Here is a 21,258-nt window from a genome sequence, read left to right on the forward strand (position 1 = left end):
ACCGAAGAATTGTTATATCGGAAGATAATTATGGGCGCTGCCCAAACCCGCAAGCCTTTAAAAAGGCTTGACCTAAATTTTTAATTATTTCGCTTAACTCGTGCGATACACCATAATTACCCGGCTTTTTATAAAGAACCTAAAAACCACAAAACGCAAAAACCGCCCGACATCACTATGCCGAGCGGTAATTTTTATATTAAATTATAAATTCTAAATTACTTATCCTGAGCAGCTGCTTTGATTTTCTTTGCAAGATGCGGAGCTGTAAGCTCAAACTTATCGAGAAGCTCAAGAGCAGGGCCGCTGTAACCAAAGCAATCGTTTACGCCAACCTTTGTTACCTTAACAGGATATTCCTCACTTACTACAGAACATACAGCGTCACCAAGACCACCGATTACATTATGCTCTTCAATTGTAATGATTCTGCCTGTTTCTTTTGCAGCCTTAACGATGATTTCTCTGTCGATAGGCTTGATTGTGTGAATATTAATAAGGCGAGCGTTAATGCCCTCTTCCTTAAGCTGCTTACAAGCCTTAAGAGCCTCATTTACACAAAGACCTGTTGCAATAACTGCCACATCGTCACCGTCAAGGAGTGTAATACCCTTGCCAAGTTCAAATGTATAAGTTTCAGGGTCGTTAAAGCTCTCAATAGCAAGTCTGCCAAGACGGATATATACAGGACCGTCATACTCGATAGCTGCCTTTGTTGCAGCCATCATCTCATAGTGGTCGGCAGGGTTGATAACTACCATACCCGGAATTGTACGCATAATACCGATATCCTCAAGGCACTGGTGAGTTGCACCGTCTTCACCTGTAGAAATACCTGCGTGGCTGCCTGCAATCTTAACATTAAGGTGCGGATAAGCAACCGAGTTTCTGATCTGCTCAAATGCTCTGCCTGTTGCAAACATTGCAAATGATGCCGCTACAGGAATTTTGCCTGCTGCCGCAAGACCTGCCGCAACGCCTACCATATTGCCCTCGGCAATACCGCAGTCGAAAAATCTTTCGGGAAATTCCTTTTTAAAAATACTTGTCTTTGTTGCCGCTGCAAGGTCAGCGTCAAATACAACGATGTCCTTGTTAGTCTTAGCAAGCTCGCAAAGTGCCATACCAAAGCTCTCACGAGTAGCAATTTTCTTTGATTCAGCCATTAGCAGTTGCCCTCCAATCTGTCAATTTCAGCCTGAAGCTCGGCTGTAGCCTGCTCGTACTGCTCTTTGTTAGGAGCAGTGCCGTGCCAGCCAACCTGATTTTCCATAAATGAAACGCCCTTGCCCTTTACTGTCTTTGCAAGGATAGCAACAGGCTTGCCCTTAACTTCTCTTGCCTTGTTAAGTGCGTCCTCAATCTGATTGAAGTCATGACCGTCTATCTTAAACACTTCAAAACCAAAACTCTCAAACTTTTTGTCGAGCGGCTCAATGCCTGCAACTTCGTCAACTGTACCGTCAATCTGTAAACCGTTCTGGTCAACGAAAATCACAAGATTGTCAAGCTTATTGTGAGCGGCAAACATAGCAGCCTCCCATACCTGACCTTCTTCAACCTCGCCGTCACCGAGTACAGAATATACACGATAGCTCTTGTTGCTGATTTTTGCGGAAAGCGCCATACCGCAAGCCGCAGAAATACCCTGTCCGAGTGAGCCTGTGCTCATATCAATGCCGGGTGTACCCTTCATATCGGGGTGACCCTGTAACATTGCGCCTACATGACGGAGCTTTGAAAGCTCGTCCCATTCAAAATAGCCCTTAAGTGCAAGAACCGCATAAAGGCTTGGGCAACAATGGCCCTTTGAAAGAACAAAACGATCTCTGTCCTCCCACTTAGGATTCTTAGGGTCAACATTCATTTCCTTAAAGTAGAGATATGTGAAAATATCCGCTGCCGAAAGGCTACCGCCCGGATGTCCCGACTTAGCACAAAAAGTGCCGAGAATTGCTCCCATTCTTGCCTTTGTTGCAAGGATTTGGAGCTGCTTGATTTCTGAACTGTCCATTCCATTATCCTCCTGATTAACCTTAATATAAGTAATCAATTTCATATACATAGTAACATAATTGCAATAATTTATTTTTCGATATTGGAATTAAACCGCATTTTCATTAATTATGTCGGAACTTTCTTTAATTATTTTTACAACAGACTGAAATTGCAGATTATTTGTTTGTATTTTTAGTATAATTTTCAAAAAATTACGGCATAAATTGTAGCTTTTCCCTCTCGGTAGCTTGAATATTTTTGCCTATCGTGTTACAATAAAATATATTGCTTTTTGACTTTATCAGTTAAAAATGCAAAAAGGAGATTTTTTAAATGGAATATACATTTTCCGACAGGGTTTCTAACCTTAAGCCAAGTGCAATCAGAGAAATTTTTAAATATGCGGCAGACCCCGAGGTTGTTTCGCTTTCTGCGGGCAACCCTTCCCCCGATGCCTTTCCCGCAAAGGAAATAGCAGAGATTTCCGCAAAAGTTCTTGCCGAAAATCCTATTTCCGTATTACAGTACAGCGTAAGCGAGGGCTACACTCCACTGCGCCGACACCTTACCGAATATATGAAAAAAGAACATAACATCGGCAGAGAGGGTGACGATATTTTAATCACCACAGGTGCACAGCAGGTTATGGATTTATGCTCAAAGGCTCTTGTAAACGAGGGTGATGTTGTTATTTGCGAAGCGCCGTCTTTTATCGGTTCACTCAACACATTCAGAAGTTACAACGCAAAACTTGTCGGCGTTCCCGTTGAGCCTGACGGAATGAGCATTACCGCCCTTGAGCAGGCGCTTAAAGACAACAAAAACGCAAAATTTATTTATACAATACCAAATTTTCAGAATCCGTCGGGCGTTACAATGAGCCTTGAAAAGAGGAAGAAAGTATATGAGCTTGCAAAAAAGTACGGCATTCTTATTCTTGAGGACAACCCTTACGGAGATTTAAGATACAGCGGCGAATTTATCCCAAACATCAAGAGCTTTGACGAGGACGAAATCGTAATTTACTGCGGTTCGTTTTCAAAGGTAATTTCACCGGGTATGCGTGTTGCTTACTGCATTGCGCCAAAGCAGATTTTCCAAAAACTCGTAGTATGCAAGCAAGGCAGTGATGTTCACACCAATATATGGTCGCAGTATGTTTGCGATGAGTTTATTACAAAATATGACTTCAACGCACATCTTGAAAAATTACGCAAGCTATACACTAAAAAAGCACAATTCTGTATGGATTTGCTCGACAAATACGCAAGTCCCGCAATTACTTATCATAAAATTGACGGCGGACTTTTCATTTGGTGCGACCTGCCCGAAAGCATTGATATGCCGTCCTTCTGCAAAGAAGCCGTGCTCAAAAAGGTATGCGTAGTACCGGGCAATGCATTTCTTACAGACGAAAACGAAAAGTGCAACAGCTTCAGAATCAACTTTTCAACACCGACCGACGAACAGCTTGAAAAAGGCATTAAGATACTCGGCGAGCTGGCAAACAGCAAGCTGAAATAAAGGAGAATATTTATGGAAAACGAAAAGAAACAAATCGCATTCAGTGCCATTCAACCGAGCGGCACAATAACACTTGGCAACTATCTTGGTGCTATCCGCAATTGGGTTACTATGCAGAACGAGTACAACTGCATTTACGCTCTTGCCGATTTACACACCATTACGGTAAGACAAGAGCCGGCTCAAATGAGAAAAAATATTCTCGACGCATACGCATCAATTCTTGCTTGCGGAATTGATACAGAAAAGAGCCTTTTCTTCATTCAGAGCCATGTGCATACACACGCAGAAATGGCATGGGTGCTCGACTGCTACACACAGTTCGGTGAGCTTTCGAGAATGACACAGTTTAAGGACAAGTCGGCAAAGCACGCAGACAACATAAATGCAGGCTTGTTTACATATCCGTCACTTATGGCAGGCGACATTTTGCTTTATCAGGCAGATAAAGTGCCCGTAGGTGCAGACCAGCAACAGCACATTGAGATTACAAGAGATATTGCAACCCGTTTTAACGGTCTTTACGGCAATGTTTTCAAAATCCCCGAAGGATTTATTCCAAAGAACGGCGCAAGAGTAATGAGCTTGCAGGACCCGACCAAGAAGATGAGTAAATCGGACGAAAATGTAAACGGCTGCGTACATCTTCTTGATACACCTGAGGCAATTATGCGTAAATTTAAGCGTGCAATTACCGACAGCGAGGCTCATGTTCACTACGGCGAGGGCAAAGACGGAATCAATAACCTTATGGGTATTTACAGCACAATCACAGGTCTTAGCTTTGAGCAGATTGAGCACGACTTTGAGGGCAAGGGATACGGCGACTTTAAGACAGCTGTCGGCGAGGCAGTTGTAGAAGAACTCCGCCCTATTCGTGAGCGTTATGAGTCATATATCAAGGATAAGGCTTACCTTGAAGAGTGCTACCGTAAAGCGGATGAAATTGCACTTAAAATAAGCAGTCGTACAATGAATAAAGTTATGAAAAAGATTGGCTTTATCTTATAATATTATTTAGATTAAGCGTATTTTAATGATAAAATATTGTTTTTGCTAAAGCAAAATAATATCGTCCGAGTTTGACCTTTGCTGCAAATTCGGACGATTTTTATTGTATAATAAATGTATATTTTTGAATTAAAATGAATATTTATTGATTGTTAATTTGATAAATATTCATTTTGAGTGTTGTAAAATTTACAGTTTTCGACATTTAATTATAAAAGTTTGGTCAACCTTTTCAAAGGTTGTGGGTGTGGGCAAAGCCCACAAATACTTTTCGTTTACACAATCTAACGATAGCCAAACAGCCTGCTGTTTGGCGGCTTGAATATAACTGCGTTAGCTTTTGCGAGAGCAACAAAAGAAAATGCACTTCCCTTTCACGGTCAACGCAATGCTTTAACCGTGTTTTTAGCATTTCCGGTTACAATGGCTATTGCCTGTTTTAACAAACTTAGTTTTAGCACGCAAACAACTACGCTGTTTGCGCCCGAAGAATTGTTATATCGGATGATTTTTATGGGCGCTACCCAAACCCGCAAGCCTTTAAAAAGGCTTGACCTAAATTTTTTAATCATTTAACCTAAGCACCGTGTTAAACCACAGTTTTCTAAAATGACCTAACCGACAATCTTTTAACACATTTATAACAAATTGTTAATAACTACAAGCTCACGCACAAATGCCCGACAATGACTGAATGCATTGTCGGGCATTTAATTTTTTTAAACCAAAATGTTAGTTAAAATTATTCGGCAATATCTGCAGTTTCGGTTGATTCAACAGCATTTTCATCTGCATCTTCAACCTCTGACTTCGGCTCTTCGAGCTTTACGCCTGCATATCTCGGCATACCTGTACCTGCAGGAATAACCTTACCGATAATAACATTTTCCTTAAGACCGATAAGCGGATCAATCTTACCCTTAATAGCTGCATCTGTAAGAACTCTTGTTGTTTCCTGGAATGATGCGGCAGAAAGGAAGCTGTCTGTTGCGAGTGCTGCCTTTGTAATACCGAGGAGCAACTGTGTGAATGTTGCCTCTCTGAGGTTTTCTTCACCGTTAGCAATACGCTTTTTAATCTGCTCGTTCTCAAAGAGAACATCGTTCTTATCGTAGGTCTGACCGGACATAAACTTAGTATCGCCTGCGTCCTCAACTCTTACCTTTCTCATCATCTGACGAACGATAACCTCAATGTGCTTATCGTTGATTTCAACACCCTGTAAACGGTAGGTACTCTGTACCTCTGAAATAAGGTAGTTCATTACTGCGTCTGAACCGAGAATTGCAAGAATATCGTGCGGATTAACAGCACCGTCGGTGATTTTGTCACCTTTCTTGATAATCTGACCTTCCTGAACCTTAACTCTAAAGCCGAAAGGAATAAGGTACTGCTTTTCTTCGCCTGTTTCGTGGTTGAATACAATAGCGTGACGAGCATTTTTGATTTCTTCAAATCTAACTTCACCGTCAATTTCACTGATGATTGCAAGGCTCTTTGGTTTACGGGCCTCGAACAACTCTTCAACTCTTGGAAGACCCTGTGTAATATCTTCTGCCGATGCAACACCGCCGGTATGGAATGTTCTCATTGTAAGCTGTGTACCCGGCTCACCGATTGACTGTGCGGCGATAATACCTACTGCCTCACCGACTGTTACAGGCTGGCGGTTTGCAAGGTTAGAACCGTAGCACTTCTTACAAGCACCGTGCTTAGCACGACAAGAAAGTACGGAACGAATCTTAATTCTTTCAACGCCGCTGTTTACGATAATGTCAGCCTCTTTGTCGCCCATCATTACATCCTTAGAAACAAGGGTGTTGCCGTTTGAATCGCAGAAATCGTCAACGAGGTATCTGCCGATAAGTCTTTCGTGAAGTCCCTCGATAACATTGTTTTCGCCTGCCTTGATGTCGAAAATCTCAAGACCGTCTGTTGTACCGCAGTCGTCCTCACGAATGATAACTTCCTGTGATACATCAACAAGACGACGGGTAAGGTAACCAGAGTCGGCTGTTCTGAGCGCTGTATCTGTAAGACCTTTACGAGCGCCTCGGGATGAAATAAAGTATTCCATAATGTTAAGGCCTTCACGATAGTTAGCCTTGATAGGAATTTCGATTGTTTTACCTGATGTATTGGCAATAAGACCACGCATACCTGCAAGCTGACGAATCTGGCTCATACTACCACGGGCACCTGAATCGGCCATCATGAAGATTGGGTTGTAGCGGTCAAGGTTCTTCTGGAGGGCATCGGTTACATCGTTTGTAGCCTTCTCCCAAATCTTAAGAACTTCCTCGTAACGCTCCTCATCGGAACGAAGACCCATCATATAGTCCTCACGAACTGCATCGACATCAGCCTCTGCCTTTTTGATGATTTCTTTCTTGGCAGGAGGAATAACGGCGTCACATACGGCAACAGTAATAGCGCCTCTTGTTGAGTATTTATAGCCCTGTGCCTTGATGTGGTCAAGAACATGGCTTGTAATCTCTGTGCCGTTTATCTTAATACATTTATCAATAATCTTCTTAAGTTTAGACTTACCTACAAGGAAGTCAACCTCAAGTTTAAAGCGGTTTTCAGGCTTGCTTCTGTCAACAAAACCAAGGTTCTGCGGAATCGGGTTGTTAAAGATAATCTTACCGATTGTTGTGTCAACAAGGTCGGAATACTTAACGCCGTCAATTACCTTTTCGTATCTTACCTTAATCTTTGAGTGAAGCTGGATAACACCGGTCTGATAGGCCATCATAGCTTCATCAACATCACGGAACACCTTGCCCTCGCCACGCTCGCCGTCCTTATCAAGTGTAAGGTAGTACGAACCGAGGATCATATCCTGTGTAGGAACTGTTACAGGCTGACCGTCTGACGGTTTAAGGAGGTTGCCGGCTGCAAGCATAAGGAATCTTGCCTCTGCCTGTGCCTCTGCGGAAAGCGGTACATGGACAGCCATCTGGTCACCGTCAAAGTCGGCATTGTACGCTGTACAAGCAAGCGGGTGAAGCTTAAGTGCTCTGCCCTCAACAAGTACAGGCTCAAATGCCTGAATACCGAGTCTGTGAAGTGTAGGCGCACGGTTGAGAAGAACAGGGTGACCCTTGATTACAACTTCAAGTGCATCCCAAACCTCGTCCTTTGCACGCTCAACTGCTTTTCTTGCAGCCTTAATATTGATAACAGCCTTAGTTTCTACAAGGCGTTTCATAACAAACGGTTTGAAAAGCTCGATAGCCATTTCCTTAGGAAGACCGCACTGGTACATCTTAAGCTCAGGGCCTACAACGATAACCGAACGACCCGAATAGTCAACACGCTTACCGAGGAGGTTCTGACGGAATCTACCCTGCTTACCTTTAAGCATATCGGAAAGTGACTTGAGCGGACGGTTGTTAGGGCCTGTAACAGGTCTGCCTCTTCTGCCGTTGTCAATGAGAGCGTCTACAGATTCCTGCAGCATTCTCTTCTCGTTTCTGATGATGATTTCAGGAGCGTTAAGCTCAAGGAGCTTTTTAAGACGGTTGTTTCTGTTAATAACTCTTCTGTAAAGGTCGTTAAGGTCAGAAGTAGCAAATCTGCCGCCGTCAAGCTGAACCATAGGGCGGATATCAGGCGGAATTACAGGAATAACATCCATAATCATCCATTCGGGGCGGTTGCCCGAAAGGCGGAAACTCTCAACAACATCAAGGCGCTTGAGAATACGAACTCTCTTCTGACCCGATGCTGTTTCAAGCTCTTCTTTAAGCTGTGCAGAGAGCTGCTCAAGGTCAATTTCCTTGAGTAACTTCTTAATAGACTCTGCACCCATACCTGCCTCAAAGTCGTTGTCATACTTTTCACGCATTTCAGCGTACTCTTTTTCGCTCAGGCACTGATTTTTTTCAAGATCACGGCAGTTGCCGGGATCTGTAACAATATATCTTGAGAAATAAAGAACATTTTCAAGTGTTCTCGGAGAAATATCGAGCATAAGAGAAATTCTTGAAGGAATACCCTTGAAGTACCAGATATGAGAAACAGGAGCGGCAAGCTCAATGTGACCCATTCTCTCTCTTCTTACTTTTGCTCTTGTAACCTCAACACCGCAACGGTCACAAATTTTACCCTTAAAACGGATTCTCTTGTATTTACCGCAGTGGCACTCCCAGTCCTTTGTAGGTCCGAAAATACGCTCGCAGAACAAGCCGTCACGCTCAGGTTTTAATGTACGGTAGTTGATTGTTTCGGGCTTTTTAACCTCGCCGTAAGACCAGGCTCTAATTTGCTCAGGGGAAGCAAGTCCGATTTTAATTGAATCAAATGCGTTATTATCTATCATTTTTATACTTCCTCCTTACATATCATTCTTGTTTAAGTCGTCAAAGTCGAAGTAGTCGCTGTCATCGTCATCTGCTGCAAGACCCGAATCGTCAAACATATTGCCCTCTTCGCCTTCTTCATCGAGGTTGTAACCGTCCATTGACTCGGTCATTACGCTCTCCTCGTTGAACTCGGTTGTAGCTGCATCTGTAATGTCTTCGTCCTCATCAAACTTCTGCTTAATGTCAATTTCCTCGCCCTGTGCGTCAAGAACACGAACATCAAGAGCAAGTGACTGCAGCTCTTTAATAAGAACTCTGAATGATTCAGGGATACCCGGTGCAGGAATATTCTGACCCTTAACGATTGCCTCATAAGTCTTAACTCTGCCGATAACATCGTCAGACTTAACGGTAAGAATTTCCTGAAGTGTATAGGCCGCACCGTAAGCCTCAAGTGCCCAAACTTCCATCTCACCGAAACGCTGACCGCCGAACTGTGCTTTACCGCCGAGAGGCTGCTGTGTAACGAGTGAGTAAGGACCTGTACTTCTTGCGTGAATCTTCTCGTCAACAAGGTGATGGAGCTTAAGGTAATACATATAACCGACGGTTACAGGGTTGTCAAAACGCTCGCCTGTTCTGCCATCGATAAGCCATGTCTTACCGTCCTCGCTGTAACCTGCATCTTTAAGTGCCTGGAAAATATCGCCTTCGTGAGCGCCGTCAAATACAGGTGTCATAATCTTCCAGCCAAGTGCCTTAGCCGCATAGCCGAGGTGAACCTCGAGCACCTGACCGATGTTCATACGAGAAGGTACGCCCAACGGGTTAAGTACGATGTCAAGCGGTGTGCCGTCAGGAAGGAATGGCATATCCTCAACAGGAAGAATTCTTGAAACGACACCCTTGTTACCGTGACGACCTGCCATCTTATCGCCAACGCTGATTTTACGCTTTAATGCAAGATAAACTCTGACAACCTTATTTACACCCGGCTGGAGTTCGTTACGGCTGTCGGCTCTTGTAAATACCTTAACATCTACAACTGTACCGCTCTCACCGTGAGGTACTCTGAGTGAAGTATCTCTTACTTCTCTTGCCTTTTCGCCAAAGATAGCTCTCAAAAGTCTTTCTTCGGCAGTAAGCTCGGTTTCACCCTTTGGTGTAACCTTACCTACAAGAATATCGCCTGCGTGAACCTCTGCACCTACCTGAATAATACCGTCTTCATTAAGGTACTTGAGCATATCTTCGCCGACATTAGGAATATCTCTTGTGATTTCTTCGGGGCCAAGCTTTGTATCTCTTGCCTCTGTATCGTATTCCTCAATATGAATAGATGTATAAACATCATCTCTTACGATTTTTTCGTTAAGGAGAACCGCATCCTCGTAGTTATAACCTTCCCAGGTCATAAAGCCGATAAGTGCGTTCTTACCGATAGCAACTTCACCGTGGTCTGTAGCAGGACCGTCAGCGAGAACTTCGCCCTTCTTAACTCTCTGTCCTCTTTCAACAATAGGACGCTGGTTGATACATGTACCCTGGTTAGAACGAAGGAACTTGATAACCTCAAAGTCCTGAATTCTGCCCGAATCGTACTGTACACGAATGTTGCGGGCGTCAACGCTTAATACAACGCCGTCCTCTTCCGCAAGAATACATACGCCTGAGTCTGTACCTGCCTTGTACTCCATACCTGTACCTACGATAGGTGCTTCTGTTCTGAGGAGAGGCACTGCCTGACGCTGCATGTTCGCACCCATAAGAGCACGGTTTGCGTCATCGTTTTCGAGGAACGGAATCATAGCTGTAGCAACCGAAAGTACCTGCTTAGGCGATACGTCCATAAAGTCAAACTCGTCTGCAGGAAGATCTACGAATTCATCTCTTCTTCTGCCGACAACTCTGGTATGAACAAATCTGCCGTTCTCGTCAAGCGGCTCATTCGCCTGTGCTACGGTGTAGTTGTCTTCAACATCGGCTGTCATATAAACAACTTCGTTTGTAACAACGCCTGTTTCTTTATTAATCTTACGGTACGGTGATTCGATAAAGCCGTACTTGTTGATTCTTGCAAATGATGTAAGGTATGAAATAAGACCGATGTTAGGTCCTTCAGGAGTTTCGATAGGACACATTCTGCCGTAGTGGGTGTAGTGTACATCTCGAACTTCAAAGCCTGCACGATCTCTTGAAAGACCGCCCGGGCCGAGCGCTGACAAACGACGCTTGTGAGTAAGCTCTGCGAGTGGGTTTGTCTGGTCCATGAACTGTGAAAGCGGAGAAGAACCGAAGAACTCTCTGATTGCGGCAGTTACCGGACGAATATTGATAAGCGAGTTAGGAGAAAGCGAGTCCATATCCTGTGACTGTGTAGCCATTCTTTCTCTTACAACTCTGTCAAGTCTTGAAAAACCGATTCTTACCTGGTTCTGTAAAAGCTCGCCTACGCAACGGATTCTTCTGTTGCCGAGGTGGTCGATATCATCTGTTCTGCCGACACCGTGAGCCACGCAGTTAAGGTAGTTGATTGTAGCAAAAATATCATCTTTTGTGATATGGTTAGGAGTAAGCTCGTCTGCTCTGTCTGTAAGCATTTCCTTAAGCTCTTCCTCGTTCTGTGCTGCGTCAAGAATTTCGCAAAGAACATCAAAACGAACATTCTCACGGATTCCGCATTCAGCCTCTGCATCAAAGTCAACATAAGCCTTGATGTCAACCATACCGTTAGAAATAACTTTAACGATTTTTTCGTCCGGTGCTTTTACATAAGCAATCTGAACGCCGGCATTTTCGATTTCTAAAGCCTTTTCTTTAGTAATTTTCTCATCTCTGAAAGCCATAACCTCGCCTGTGCGTGGGTTTGAGATAGGCTCTGCAATAACCTGGCCTTCAAGTCTGTCGGCAATGCCGAGTTTTTTGTTGTACTTGTATCTGCCTACTCTTGACATATCATATCTGCCGGGGTCAAAGAAAAGATTATTGATATGCTGTTGAGAGCTGTCTACTGTAGGAGGCTCTGACGGACGGAGCTTTCTGTAAACTTCGATAAGACCTTCTTCAACACTGCTTGTCTGGTCTTTTTCAATAGTAGCTCTCATTCTCTCGTCGTCGCCGAAGAAGTCGAGAATTTCAGCGTCTGTGCCAAGACCTAAAGATCTGATAAACGCTGTAACAGGAAGCTTACGGTTTTTATCGATACGAACATAGAAAACATCGTTGATGTCTGTTTCGTACTCAAGCCATGCACCACGGTTAGGAATAACGGTAGCGCTGTAAAGCTCTTTACCTGTTTTATCGTGGTCCATCTTATAATAAACGCCCGGGCTTCTTACAAGCTGAGATACAATAACACGCTCTGCACCGTTGATGATGAATGTGCCGCTCGGTGTCATAAGCGGGAAATCGCCCATAAACACATTGCTCTCTTTAATCTCACCTGTAGCTCTGTTTAAAAGTCTTGCTGTAACACGCAAAGCGGCAGAGAATGTAGCATCTCTTGACTTACATTCTACAATGCTGTAATTTGGGTGATCAACATCAATAGAGTAATCAATAAAATCAAGCACAAGATTATTTTGATAATCGGTAATTCCCGACACATCCTTAAATACTTCTTTAAGACCTTCGTCAAGGAACCACTGATAAGACTGCTTCTGGACATCAATAAGGTTAGGCATATCAATAACTTCATTGATTTTGCCAAAGCTCATTCGTTCACGATTGCCGAGCTTAACGGGTTTGACATTAACCATAGGCGTATCACTCCTTAATAAATTTGAGGGCAATGCCCCTGTCAAAAAAACCTCTTGACACTTTGGAGATTTTGTGATAATATCCCCCTGTAAGATAAATTTTTTTGACGATTTGTCCGACTGTGTCGGTACATAACCCCATTATGGTACATTGTACTATTTTACGCTACCAAAGGGAGGTTGTCAAGGGCTTTTTTCTAAAAAAGCAAAAATTTTTCAGAAATTTTGATTTTTAGGCAAATAAAATTCTCCACAGGAAAATAAATCCTGTGGAGATTATTTTTGCCCTAAAATGCAACACCCGACAGCGTGTATTGTTTTGCTGATGTATATTTTTAGTCAAATTATCATATAAATTGCAAAATCTGAAGTTAGTTTTTTGATAACTAAGTTTTAAAAAACAGGCGACAGCCTTTAGTAAAAGGAAAAGATTAAAATAATGTACCGTCACAGCAACGCAATGACGGTACAAATTTTAAGAATATCTTTTTTCTTGTTGCTATCGCAATTTAATGGATTTCGCTGTTATGTTTCAGTCGCTAAACAGCAAGCCGTTTGGCTACCGTTAGATTACGTAAAAGAAAAGTATTTGTGGGCGTTGCCCACACCCACAACCTTTGAAAAGGTTGACCAAACTTTTAACTTCGGGACGGAAAGTTTTACTTTTGTTTAACTTTTTTGCCCGACCAAAAGTCCGCTAAATCATAATTTACTAATCTTACCACAACTTTATAATAGACACTTAACTTTATTATCCTTTTAAAATTCTAAAAATTACAACTCAGCAGAACTTGACTCATCTGTGCTCTCTTCATCAAGGATTGACTTATCAAATGTTATACTATACAGCTCAGAGCCGTCAGCATTGAGATAAACTACCTTGATTTTAGGATCTGTTTCATCTACATATGCAACCAAGTCTTTCATAACAGGAACCATTCCAGATTCAAGGGTTTCTGTAATTTTTTTAAAATATTCTACCACCTGATCAATAGAATCGTCCGGCAACTGCTTTGTGTACTTGTATTCATACACAAGCGTATCATCATCGGCATAACATTCAACAGTAAATAAATTAGCAGATTCAGCGCTTTCTTTAGCACTTTCCAAATATTTCTGAGTTGAAGGATACTCAAGGTATTCCTGAATATTGCCGAACATTATGCTTGTGCTTGATTCAGCCTTTGAGCTTTCCTCCTTAGTTGTTTCAGGCGCAGAGGTTTCTTCCTCAGATGCCTGCGAAACAGCACTCTCAGCCTTTGAACTCTCGCTATTGCCTGCACTTGAATTTGCACAAGCTGTTGCAGATGCCGCCATTACAGTGCAAAGTAATACCGCAAAAAATTTTTTCATAATTATTTCTCTCCTCAACTGTTGTCATATAACAACATATTTTTCACATTATAACATTTATCGTAAACAATATCAATAAATATTACGATTTTGTCTACAATATTTTATAATTGTCAAACAATTTTAATATCATATGAAATCTGCAATGAAAGAGAAAATTAAAATATTTGGTTATTTAATACACAAATTAGAATTACAGATAAAAAAGCAAAAGCCCGACCGAAGTCGAGCATAGTGCTTAATAAAAAAGAGAGAGGAAAATATCTATGAAAATGAGTTATTAGCTGTTTAATGTAAGTTTTGTTTTTCTTTATCTTACACACATATAATAACATACCGACAGTGACAAAATCAGGACAAATATTAGCTTTTTTATAATTTTTATTAAATTTATTTAAGTATGCATAATAAGATTTTTAAAAGCAACGAATATAATTAAAAAATTCAGGTCAAGCCTTAAACTTTTATAATTGTTTAGCAATCGTTAAAAATCGCACAAAAAACAGTCTGACAAACGCACTGTTTATCAGACTGTCATATTGTTTATTTAATTAAAAAACCTTTGACAAAAATTCCTTTAATCTGTCATTCTTAGGGTTTGTAAAGAATTCCTGCGGCGGCGCTTGCTCTACGATTACGCCCTTATCAACGAATACAACATTTGTACCTACTTCACGGGCAAAACCCATTTCGTGAGTTACAACTACCATTGTCATTCCGTCTTTTGCAAGCCTTTTCATTACTTCAAGAACTTCGCCTACCATTTCGGGGTCAAGTGCGGAAGTAGGCTCGTCAAAAAGCATTACCTCCGGATTCATACAAAGCGCACGGACAATTGCCACACGCTGTTTTTGACCGCCCGAAAGCTGTGACGGATAGTCATTTGCTCTGTCTGCAAGCCCTACTCTTTCAAGCAGCTCCATTGCCTCTTTGGTAGCCTCTTCCTTACTCTTTTTAAGAAGTTTTACAGGGCCGAGAATCATATTCTTAAGCACTGTCATATGAGGGAAAAGGTTAAACTGCTGAAACACCATACCCATTTTTCTGCGGTGGAGGTTTATATCTACATTTCTGTCGTTAATATCAATGCCGTCAAAAATGATTTTTCCGTCTGTCGGCTCTTCAAGCAGGTTAAGGCAACGCAAAAAAGTTGATTTACCCGAACCCGACGCACCGATAACCACCATTACATCGCCCTTGTGAATTTCGGCATTAATGCCCTTGAGCACTTCGTTATTGCCAAAATACTTTTTTAGTCCCTCGACCTTTATTAAAATATCATTGTTAGTGGTCACTGCTGCGCAACCTCCTTTCAAGTTTTTTGAGGAAGTATGTCAGAATCAATACTATAACAAGGTAGATTACCGCAACCGAAATAAGCGGGAAAAATGCCTCGTAAGTTCTTGAACGAATAAGATTGCCCACATAAGTAAGATCCTGGAGTGCAACATAACCGGCAACTGAAGTTTCCTTTACAAGCACAATAAACTCGTTGCCGAGTGCAGGCAAAACATTTTTGAAAGCCTGCGGAAGAATTACATGGAGCATTGTGCTGCTGTAATTAAATCCGAGCGAACGGCTTGCCTCAAACTGACCTTTGTCGATTGACATAATACCCGAACGCACAATTTCGGCTACATATGCGCCTGAATTGATACCGAATGCGAGTACCGCTGCGATAATTCCGTTTCTTGACGATGAAAATATGATGTAATACATAATCATAAGCTGAATTACAACAGGAGTACCTCTGATTACCGTAATATAGATATTGCAGAGAACATTTAAAAACTTGAGTAAATAATCACTCGGCTTTCTGCATTTTTTACCGGTAAGGTTCTTGTCGTAAGTCGAACGAACCATTGCGATTAAAAAACCGAGGATAATACCTATAACGGCAGCAACGACTGTGATTTCAATCGTTACTCCAAGACCTCTTAAAAACTGCATCCAACGGTCGTCATTAATAAAAGTTCTCTGAAAGCTCGCAGCTATTTCTTGAAAAAACTTATCCATATGTTAAATTCCTTTATATATCAGAAAAGCAGCTTTTATGCTGCCTTTCCGGAAAAATCTTTAATTATTCTTTAACTATAATTACCTGAGTAGCTGTTGTATAGCTGTCAGAGAAGTTGATTGACTGTAATCTTTCATCTGTTACTGTCATACCTGCCATACCGAAATCAGCCTTGCCTGTCTGAACAGATGTTATGATAGAATCAAAGTCCATATCGTCAATAACAAGCTTGTATCCGAGTTTGTCGCAGATAGCCTGTGCCATAGATGCGTCAATACCTACTACTGTGTCGCCGTCATAATACTCGTAAGGCTCAAAGAAAGCGTTTGTTGCCATATGAAGCTCGCCGTTCGGATAATCTGTTCCTGCAGGAGTTACATAAGGTGTTTTTCCCTTTGTATCGTCGCCGATGAAGTTCTTTTCGATTGACTCTGTTGTACCGTCAGCTTTGAGCTCTGCAAGAGCTGTGTTGATTTTGCCGAGGAGGTCTGTATTGTCCTTAGCTACGCAGATTGCATATTCTTCTTCCGCAAACGGTTCGTCAAGAATCTTAAGACCGTCATTAGCGGCAACAAAAGCCTTAGCAGGCTCGCTGTCAATGATAACGCAGTCAATCTTGCCCTGTGTAAGAGCGAGAACAGCGTCTGCACCCTTGTTAAAGCGTTCTACCGTTGAACCCTTTTCCTCGTAATCACTTGCATAAATGTCGCCTGTTGTACCGAGCTGAACGCCGATTTTTGCGCCCTCAAGGTCATCAACTGTAGCAATTTTCTTTGTTGTGCTGCCACCACAAGCGGCAAGGAGCATTGAAGCCGAACAAATTACGGCCGCAAGCGCCAATGAAATAACTTTTTTCATAGAGATCCCCTTTTCTTTTTAAAAAAATCATACATCTATTATAGTAATACAAAAACCAAAATAAATCAAGTAAAAAAGGTAAGATAAATTTGCTAATTCCTACAAAATATCCGCAAAAATTCCATAATTTTTACATTACGGAAAAAGATATTAAAATTTAGGTTTTTAATGCACTGTTTAAGACAAATTTTTACAATAAAAGAAGACAGCCTTGTCACCCAATTGTTACTTTGCCAAATCATTCACCCGTCACTTAAAAAAGCAAAAACAAAAGCAGAGCAGTATTTTGTTAAATACCGCTCTGCAAAACCGTAAATTATAATTTAACCTTAAGGTTATTGTCTTTTAAATGGTCCTCGCTGACTTTTTGATAAAGTCTGTTTCCGCTCCAACGGCTGTTGTCGGGAGTGAGGGCGCAAATCAGAGGCATTTTATTTATGCCGTGGCTTTCAAGTTTTTTAAGCATAACATTAAATGTAAGGTGCGGAAAATCCTTGATAACCATAAGCTCATCGTCAAAGTTCGGAGAATCGTCGGGCAACGGTTCAATATCCTTTAATCCGAACAATGTTCCTATAGGCTTTGAAAAGTCCTTTTTCGCCGCTGTTTTTACAGGTATTTTCATAGACAAAAGCGTATTTCTTACGGCTTTCAGTCTGTCGCCTTTATAATTATAAAGAAGTACAGCCTCGTTCACGGCAAAACACCTCTGTTTTATTAATTGTATTTTTCAAGAGAAACTTCAATGATTTTTTCGCAAAGTGACGGATAGTCAATACCCTCTGCCGCTGCCTCCTGTGGGAGCAAGCTTGTCGGAGTCATACCGGGAAGTGAGTTTGCCTCAAGACAATAAGCCTCGCCCGATACTTTATCAAGAATAAAGTCAATTCTTGCATAGCTCTGCAAGTTGAGAGCCTTAAACGCAGCCTCGGCAGCTTTACGAAGAACATCGTCCTCGCTTGCAGTAATGTCAGCAGGGCAAATTTCGTCTGTTGCGCCTGCCTGATACTTTGCCACATAATCGTAGAAGCCTGTCTTAGGAATAATCTCAATCGGAGGCAATGCTCTGCCGCCGATAACGCCTACGGAGAACTCTCTGCCCTCTATGAACTGCTCAACTACGATTTCTTTTTCATATTTGAAAGCCTCTTTTACAGACTCTAAATACTCCGCTCTGTTTTCTGCCTTTGTAATGCCTACGCTTGAACCGCCCGAACACGGCTTTACAACGCAAGGATAGTAACTCCAATCCTCTGCGTCTTGGGCTGACTTGTAAACTCTGCCCGCAGGGGTTGTAACTCTGTTCTGAATAAGTACGCTCTTTGTAAGCGCCTTATTCATAGCAAGCGCAGAGCCGAGATAACCCGAACCCGTGTATTTGATGCCGAAAAGGTCAAGTGTAGCCTGAATCTGACCATTCTCTCCCTCACCGCCGTGAAGAGCAAGATATGTAATATCTGCCTCGGCGCAGATTTCAATAACATTCATACCGATAAATCTTGATGATTTATCAAGGCGGTTCTCCTTGACTGTCTTAATGTCGGGAATTTCCGTGCCGACACCGAGGCTGTCCGTAAAGCTGTAATTGTGCTTGAAGAGTGCGTCAATGTCGCAGAAATTCTCTTCGTAACCCATAAATACATCAAGCAAAACTACTTCGTTACCTTTTTCACGCAAAGCAGACGCTACCTTAATACCCGAAGATATTGATACATCACGCTCTGTACTTAATCCGCCTGCAAGAACAACAATTCTCATAATAACTCTTTCTCCCGTAAAATATATAGATAATTATTCGGTAAATAACAGTCTGTTTTCAGAACATAAAGCTGTCCATACCCCAATGCTCTACTTCATCGTACTTAACATAGCAACGCTTGCCCGCAATGCCGTTTGTCTGCATAATATTGCAGATATTCTCGGTAACTTTGGCATAGCCGTCTTTTGTACCCTTGCCCAGAAGTTTTACTTCAACTATTGCCGCAGGCTCGTCACTGCTGCCCTGAAAACTCATTTTTAATCCGTCATTAACGGCGCACATAACATACGCCTCGCTCTTGCCGATTGCCTTAAGCGAACCGGAAAGCTCTTTCATAAGTTCGTCTGCTTTCTCCTTTGAGAAAGTCACATTAGTTTTAACATCTATAAAAGGCATAAAATCTGTCCTTTCGTAAATCATAAGCCAAATAACTATCCTATATTATAATACGCATAAGTTTTTAAAGCAAGGATTTTTTGATGTTGTAATAAAGTTTATAAAAAGCGTTTTTTATACATCTTAAAAAGCAAAATATTTTTGTCATTTTGCATATTAAAACATTAAAATACTATTGAAAACAACGAAGTACAATTGCCGAATACACAATAATACTTTATAAACATTTTATATTATTCACAAAATGCCGTCTTATTTACAGGCTCAGAAAATTCGTTATAAAAATTTTAAAAACTGCAAATTATCTGTTGCACTTGAGTGAATTATTTGATATAATAAAATTTAATAATAAACAATTATGAGAAAAGGAAAATGGAGGATAGTTTATGTTGAATACAGATTACAATCAGAAATTCGGCAAAGAAGGTCTTACCTTTGATGATGTTCTTCTCATCCCCGGTGAGTCTGATGTAGAACCTAAGAATGTTGATATTTCATCAAATCTTACAAAAAATATTAAGCTTAACACTCCTGTTGTTACTGCTGCAATGGACACTGTAACCGAAACCGCAATGGCTATTGCTATTGCCAGAGAGGGCGGTGTCGGTGCTATTCATAAGAATATGAGCATTGAAAAGCAGGCTGACCAGGTTGACCGTGTTAAGAGAAGTGAAAACGGTGTTATTGTAAATCCGTTCTTCCTTTCTCCTGAAAATACAGTCCGTGACGCTAACGACCTTATGGGCAAATATAAAATTTCCGGTGTTCCGATCTGCCGTGACGGCAAACTTGTAGGTATTATCACAAACCGTGACCTTCGCTTTATGACCGGCGCTGACTTTAACCAGCCTATCGCAAATGTTATGACTTACGAAAGCCTTGTTACCGCTCCTGTAGGCACAACATTAAAGCAGGCACAGGAAATTCTCCGTAAACACAGAATTGAAAAGCTCCCGCTTGTAGGCTCTGACGGCAGCCTTAAGGGACTTATTACAATTAAAGATATTGAAAAGTCGGTTCAGTATCCTAATTCAGCCCGTGATGACAAAGGCAGACTCCTCTGCGGTGCGGCTATCGGCGCTACAGCAGATGTTCTCGACAGAGTTGCCGCTCTTGTTGAGTCACAGGTCGATGTACTCTTCCTCGACTCCGCTCACGGTCACAACTCAAACATTATAAAAACAGTTGCCAAAGTTAAAAAGGCTTATCCTAATGTTCCGCTCGTTGCCGGAAACATTGCTACAGCAGAGGCTGCCAAGGCTCTTATTGAGGCAGGCGCAGACACAGTAAAGGTTGGTATCGGTCCGGGTTCTATCTGTACAACAAGAATTGTTGCAGGTATCGGCGTACCGCAGATTACAGCAATTTACGATGCGGCTTGTGAGGCATCTAAGTACGGTGTACCGGTTATTGCAGACGGCGGTATCAAGTACAGCGGTGATATAGTTAAGGCTCTTGCGGCAGGCGGCAGCGTAGTTATGGTCGGCTCACTTGTTGCAGGCTGCGAAGAAAGCCCGGGAGAAAAAGAGATTTATCAGGGCAGACAGTTCAAGGTTTACCGTGGTATGGGCAGCCTTGGCGCTATGGGCAAAGGCAGCTCCGACAGATACTTCCAGGCAAGCAACAACAAGTTTGTTCCGGAAGGTGTTGAAGGCAGAGTACCTTACAAGGGAACTCTCGGCGACACAATTTATCAGCTTATGGGCGGTCTTAAGTCCGGTATGGGTTACACAGGTTGTGCAACTATTTCTGACCTTCATCAGAAAGCACAGTTTGTAAGAATTTCAGGTGCAGGTCTTCGTGAAAGCCACCCACACGACATTCAGATTACAAAGGAAGCTCCAAACTATTCTTTTAACGGCTGATTTTAAATAAAAAATATTTAACCGCTTGGTGTTTTATGCATCAAGCGGTTTTTTGCGGTTATTATTAAAGTTTTTTTAGGTTCTTTATTAAAAGTTGGGGTAAATTGTGGTTTAGCGGATTGCTTTATCAAGGAATTATAAGAGTTTGGTCGACCTTTTCAAAGGTCGTGGGTGTGGGCAAAGCCCACAAATACTTTCCGTTTATGCAATCTAACGATAGCCAAACAGCTCGCTGTTTGGCGGCTTGAACACAACGGCGTTAGCCTTTGCGAGAGCAACAAAAGGAAATAAACATCATTTTCATAGTCAACGCAATGCGTTGACTATGTTTTTAGCATTTCTGTTTATAATGGCTGTCGCCTGTTTTAACAAACTTAGTTTTAGCACGCAAACAGCGACGCTGTTTGCG

General features: G+C 41.9%; 15 protein-coding genes. 4 read left to right on the forward strand and 11 right to left on the reverse strand.

Annotated elements, in window-relative coordinates:
• Nucleotides 1-218 precede the first annotated feature (218 nt).
• Nucleotides 219-1,166, reverse strand: a complete 948-nt coding sequence (locus AAAY30_RS11550) for a transketolase family protein (protein WP_186936395.1) — start codon at nt 1,164-1,166, stop codon at nt 219-221.
• A complete protein-coding gene (locus AAAY30_RS11555) occupies nt 1,166-2,014 on the reverse strand; it encodes a transketolase (RefSeq protein WP_022234133.1) in 849 nt (282 codons plus the stop codon). The genes AAAY30_RS11550 and AAAY30_RS11555 overlap by 1 nt, the downstream gene beginning before the upstream one ends.
• 317 nt (nt 2,015-2,331) lie before the next feature.
• Between AAAY30_RS11555 and AAAY30_RS11560 the strand changes: the two genes are divergently transcribed.
• The 3 genes from AAAY30_RS11560 (at nt 2,332) to AAAY30_RS11570 (ending at nt 5,109) form a co-directional block, all read left to right on the forward strand.
• Nucleotides 2,332-3,522 (forward strand): aminotransferase-like domain-containing protein, encoded by a 1,191-nt coding sequence (locus AAAY30_RS11560; RefSeq protein WP_499215946.1) that lies wholly within the window; start codon nt 2,332-2,334, stop codon nt 3,520-3,522.
• 12 nt (nt 3,523-3,534) lie between these two features.
• On the forward strand, nt 3,535-4,533 hold the full coding sequence (gene trpS / locus AAAY30_RS11565) for a tryptophan--tRNA ligase (RefSeq protein WP_296154039.1): 999 nt from the start codon (nt 3,535-3,537) through the stop codon (nt 4,531-4,533).
• Between the two features lie 318 nt (nt 4,534-4,851).
• Nucleotides 4,852-5,109 carry a hypothetical protein gene (locus tag AAAY30_RS11570; RefSeq protein WP_499215945.1) on the forward strand — a complete coding sequence of 86 codons (258 nt, stop codon included), beginning with the start codon at nt 4,852-4,854 and terminating at the stop codon, nt 5,107-5,109.
• A 166-nt stretch (nt 5,110-5,275) separates the two neighbouring features.
• Here the strand turns inward: AAAY30_RS11570 and rpoC are convergent, their stop codons facing one another.
• The 9 genes from rpoC to AAAY30_RS11615 form a co-directional block, all read right to left on the reverse strand.
• Entirely contained in the window at nt 5,276-8,860 is a 3,585-nt protein-coding gene (gene rpoC, locus AAAY30_RS11575; RefSeq protein ID WP_418325329.1) for a DNA-directed RNA polymerase subunit beta', read from the reverse strand.
• A 15-nt stretch (nt 8,861-8,875) separates the two neighbouring features.
• Entirely contained in the window at nt 8,876-12,601 is a 3,726-nt protein-coding gene (rpoB, locus tag AAAY30_RS11580) for a DNA-directed RNA polymerase subunit beta (protein WP_412608410.1), read from the reverse strand.
• A 774-nt stretch (nt 12,602-13,375) separates the two neighbouring features.
• Nucleotides 13,376-13,954: a DUF4854 domain-containing protein gene (locus AAAY30_RS11585; protein ID WP_443955124.1), complete on the reverse strand. Its 579-nt coding sequence runs from the start codon at nt 13,952-13,954 to the stop codon at nt 13,376-13,378.
• Nucleotides 13,955-14,505: 551 nt separating this feature from the next.
• A complete protein-coding gene (locus tag AAAY30_RS11590; protein ID WP_022234235.1) occupies nt 14,506-15,249 on the reverse strand; it encodes an amino acid ABC transporter ATP-binding protein in 744 nt (247 codons plus the stop codon).
• Entirely contained in the window at nt 15,239-15,970 is a 732-nt protein-coding gene (locus AAAY30_RS11595) for an amino acid ABC transporter permease (RefSeq protein WP_303248666.1), read from the reverse strand. The genes AAAY30_RS11590 and AAAY30_RS11595 overlap by 11 nt, the downstream gene beginning before the upstream one ends.
• A gap of 64 nt (nt 15,971-16,034) precedes the next feature.
• The gene (locus AAAY30_RS11600; RefSeq protein ID WP_195411350.1) at nt 16,035-16,829 is read right to left on the reverse strand and encodes a transporter substrate-binding domain-containing protein; all 795 of its coding nucleotides are present in this window, start codon (nt 16,827-16,829) and stop codon (nt 16,035-16,037) included.
• A gap of 316 nt (nt 16,830-17,145) precedes the next feature.
• Complete coding sequence (locus AAAY30_RS11605) at nt 17,146-17,526, reverse strand: DUF3783 domain-containing protein (RefSeq protein WP_022234241.1); 381 nt, start codon at nt 17,524-17,526, stop codon at nt 17,146-17,148.
• Between the two features lie 20 nt (nt 17,527-17,546).
• Entirely contained in the window at nt 17,547-18,587 is a 1,041-nt protein-coding gene (locus tag AAAY30_RS11610) for a D-alanine--D-alanine ligase family protein (protein WP_022234242.1), read from the reverse strand.
• Between the two features lie 58 nt (nt 18,588-18,645).
• A complete protein-coding gene (locus tag AAAY30_RS11615; protein ID WP_022234243.1) occupies nt 18,646-18,984 on the reverse strand; it encodes a phenylpyruvate tautomerase MIF-related protein in 339 nt (112 codons plus the stop codon).
• Between the two features lie 386 nt (nt 18,985-19,370).
• Here AAAY30_RS11615 and guaB point away from each other — a divergent pair, with 386 nt between their 5' ends.
• The gene (guaB, locus tag AAAY30_RS11620; protein ID WP_295026284.1) at nt 19,371-20,849 is read left to right on the forward strand and encodes an IMP dehydrogenase; all 1,479 of its coding nucleotides are present in this window, start codon (nt 19,371-19,373) and stop codon (nt 20,847-20,849) included.
• The last annotated feature ends 409 nt before the right edge of the window (nt 20,850-21,258 follow it).

This window comes from Ruminococcoides bili, assembly GCF_040093295.1.
GTDB lineage: Bacteria > Bacillota > Clostridia > Oscillospirales > Acutalibacteraceae > Ruminococcoides > Ruminococcoides intestinale_A.

Excerpts from the sequence above, each read along its gene's own strand:
- AAAY30_RS11550 (WP_186936395.1), bottom strand. The coding sequence starts at position 1,166 with ATGGCTGAATCAAAGAAAATTGCTACTCGTGAGAGCTTTGGTATGGCA.
- AAAY30_RS11555 (WP_022234133.1), bottom strand. The coding sequence starts at position 2,014 with ATGGACAGTTCAGAAATCAAGCAGCTCCAAATCCTTGCAACAAAGGCA.
- AAAY30_RS11560 (WP_499215946.1), top strand. The coding sequence starts at position 2,332 with ATGGAATATACATTTTCCGACAGGGTTTCTAACCTTAAGCCAAGTGCA.
- trpS (WP_296154039.1), top strand. The coding sequence starts at position 3,535 with ATGGAAAACGAAAAGAAACAAATCGCATTCAGTGCCATTCAACCGAGC.
- rpoC (WP_418325329.1), bottom strand. The coding sequence starts at position 8,860 with ATGATAGATAATAACGCATTTGATTCAATTAAAATCGGACTTGCTTCC.
- rpoB (WP_412608410.1), bottom strand. The coding sequence starts at position 12,601 with ATGGTTAATGTCAAACCCGTTAAGCTCGGCAATCGTGAACGAATGAGC.
- AAAY30_RS11585 (WP_443955124.1), bottom strand. The coding sequence starts at position 13,954 with ATGAAAAAATTTTTTGCGGTATTACTTTGCACTGTAATGGCGGCATCT.
- AAAY30_RS11595 (WP_303248666.1), bottom strand. The coding sequence starts at position 15,970 with ATGGATAAGTTTTTTCAAGAAATAGCTGCGAGCTTTCAGAGAACTTTT.
- AAAY30_RS11600 (WP_195411350.1), bottom strand. The coding sequence starts at position 16,829 with ATGAAAAAAGTTATTTCATTGGCGCTTGCGGCCGTAATTTGTTCGGCT.
- AAAY30_RS11610 (WP_022234242.1), bottom strand. The coding sequence starts at position 18,587 with ATGAGAATTGTTGTTCTTGCAGGCGGATTAAGTACAGAGCGTGATGTA.
- AAAY30_RS11615 (WP_022234243.1), bottom strand. The coding sequence starts at position 18,984 with ATGCCTTTTATAGATGTTAAAACTAATGTGACTTTCTCAAAGGAGAAA.
- guaB (WP_295026284.1), top strand. The coding sequence starts at position 19,371 with ATGTTGAATACAGATTACAATCAGAAATTCGGCAAAGAAGGTCTTACC.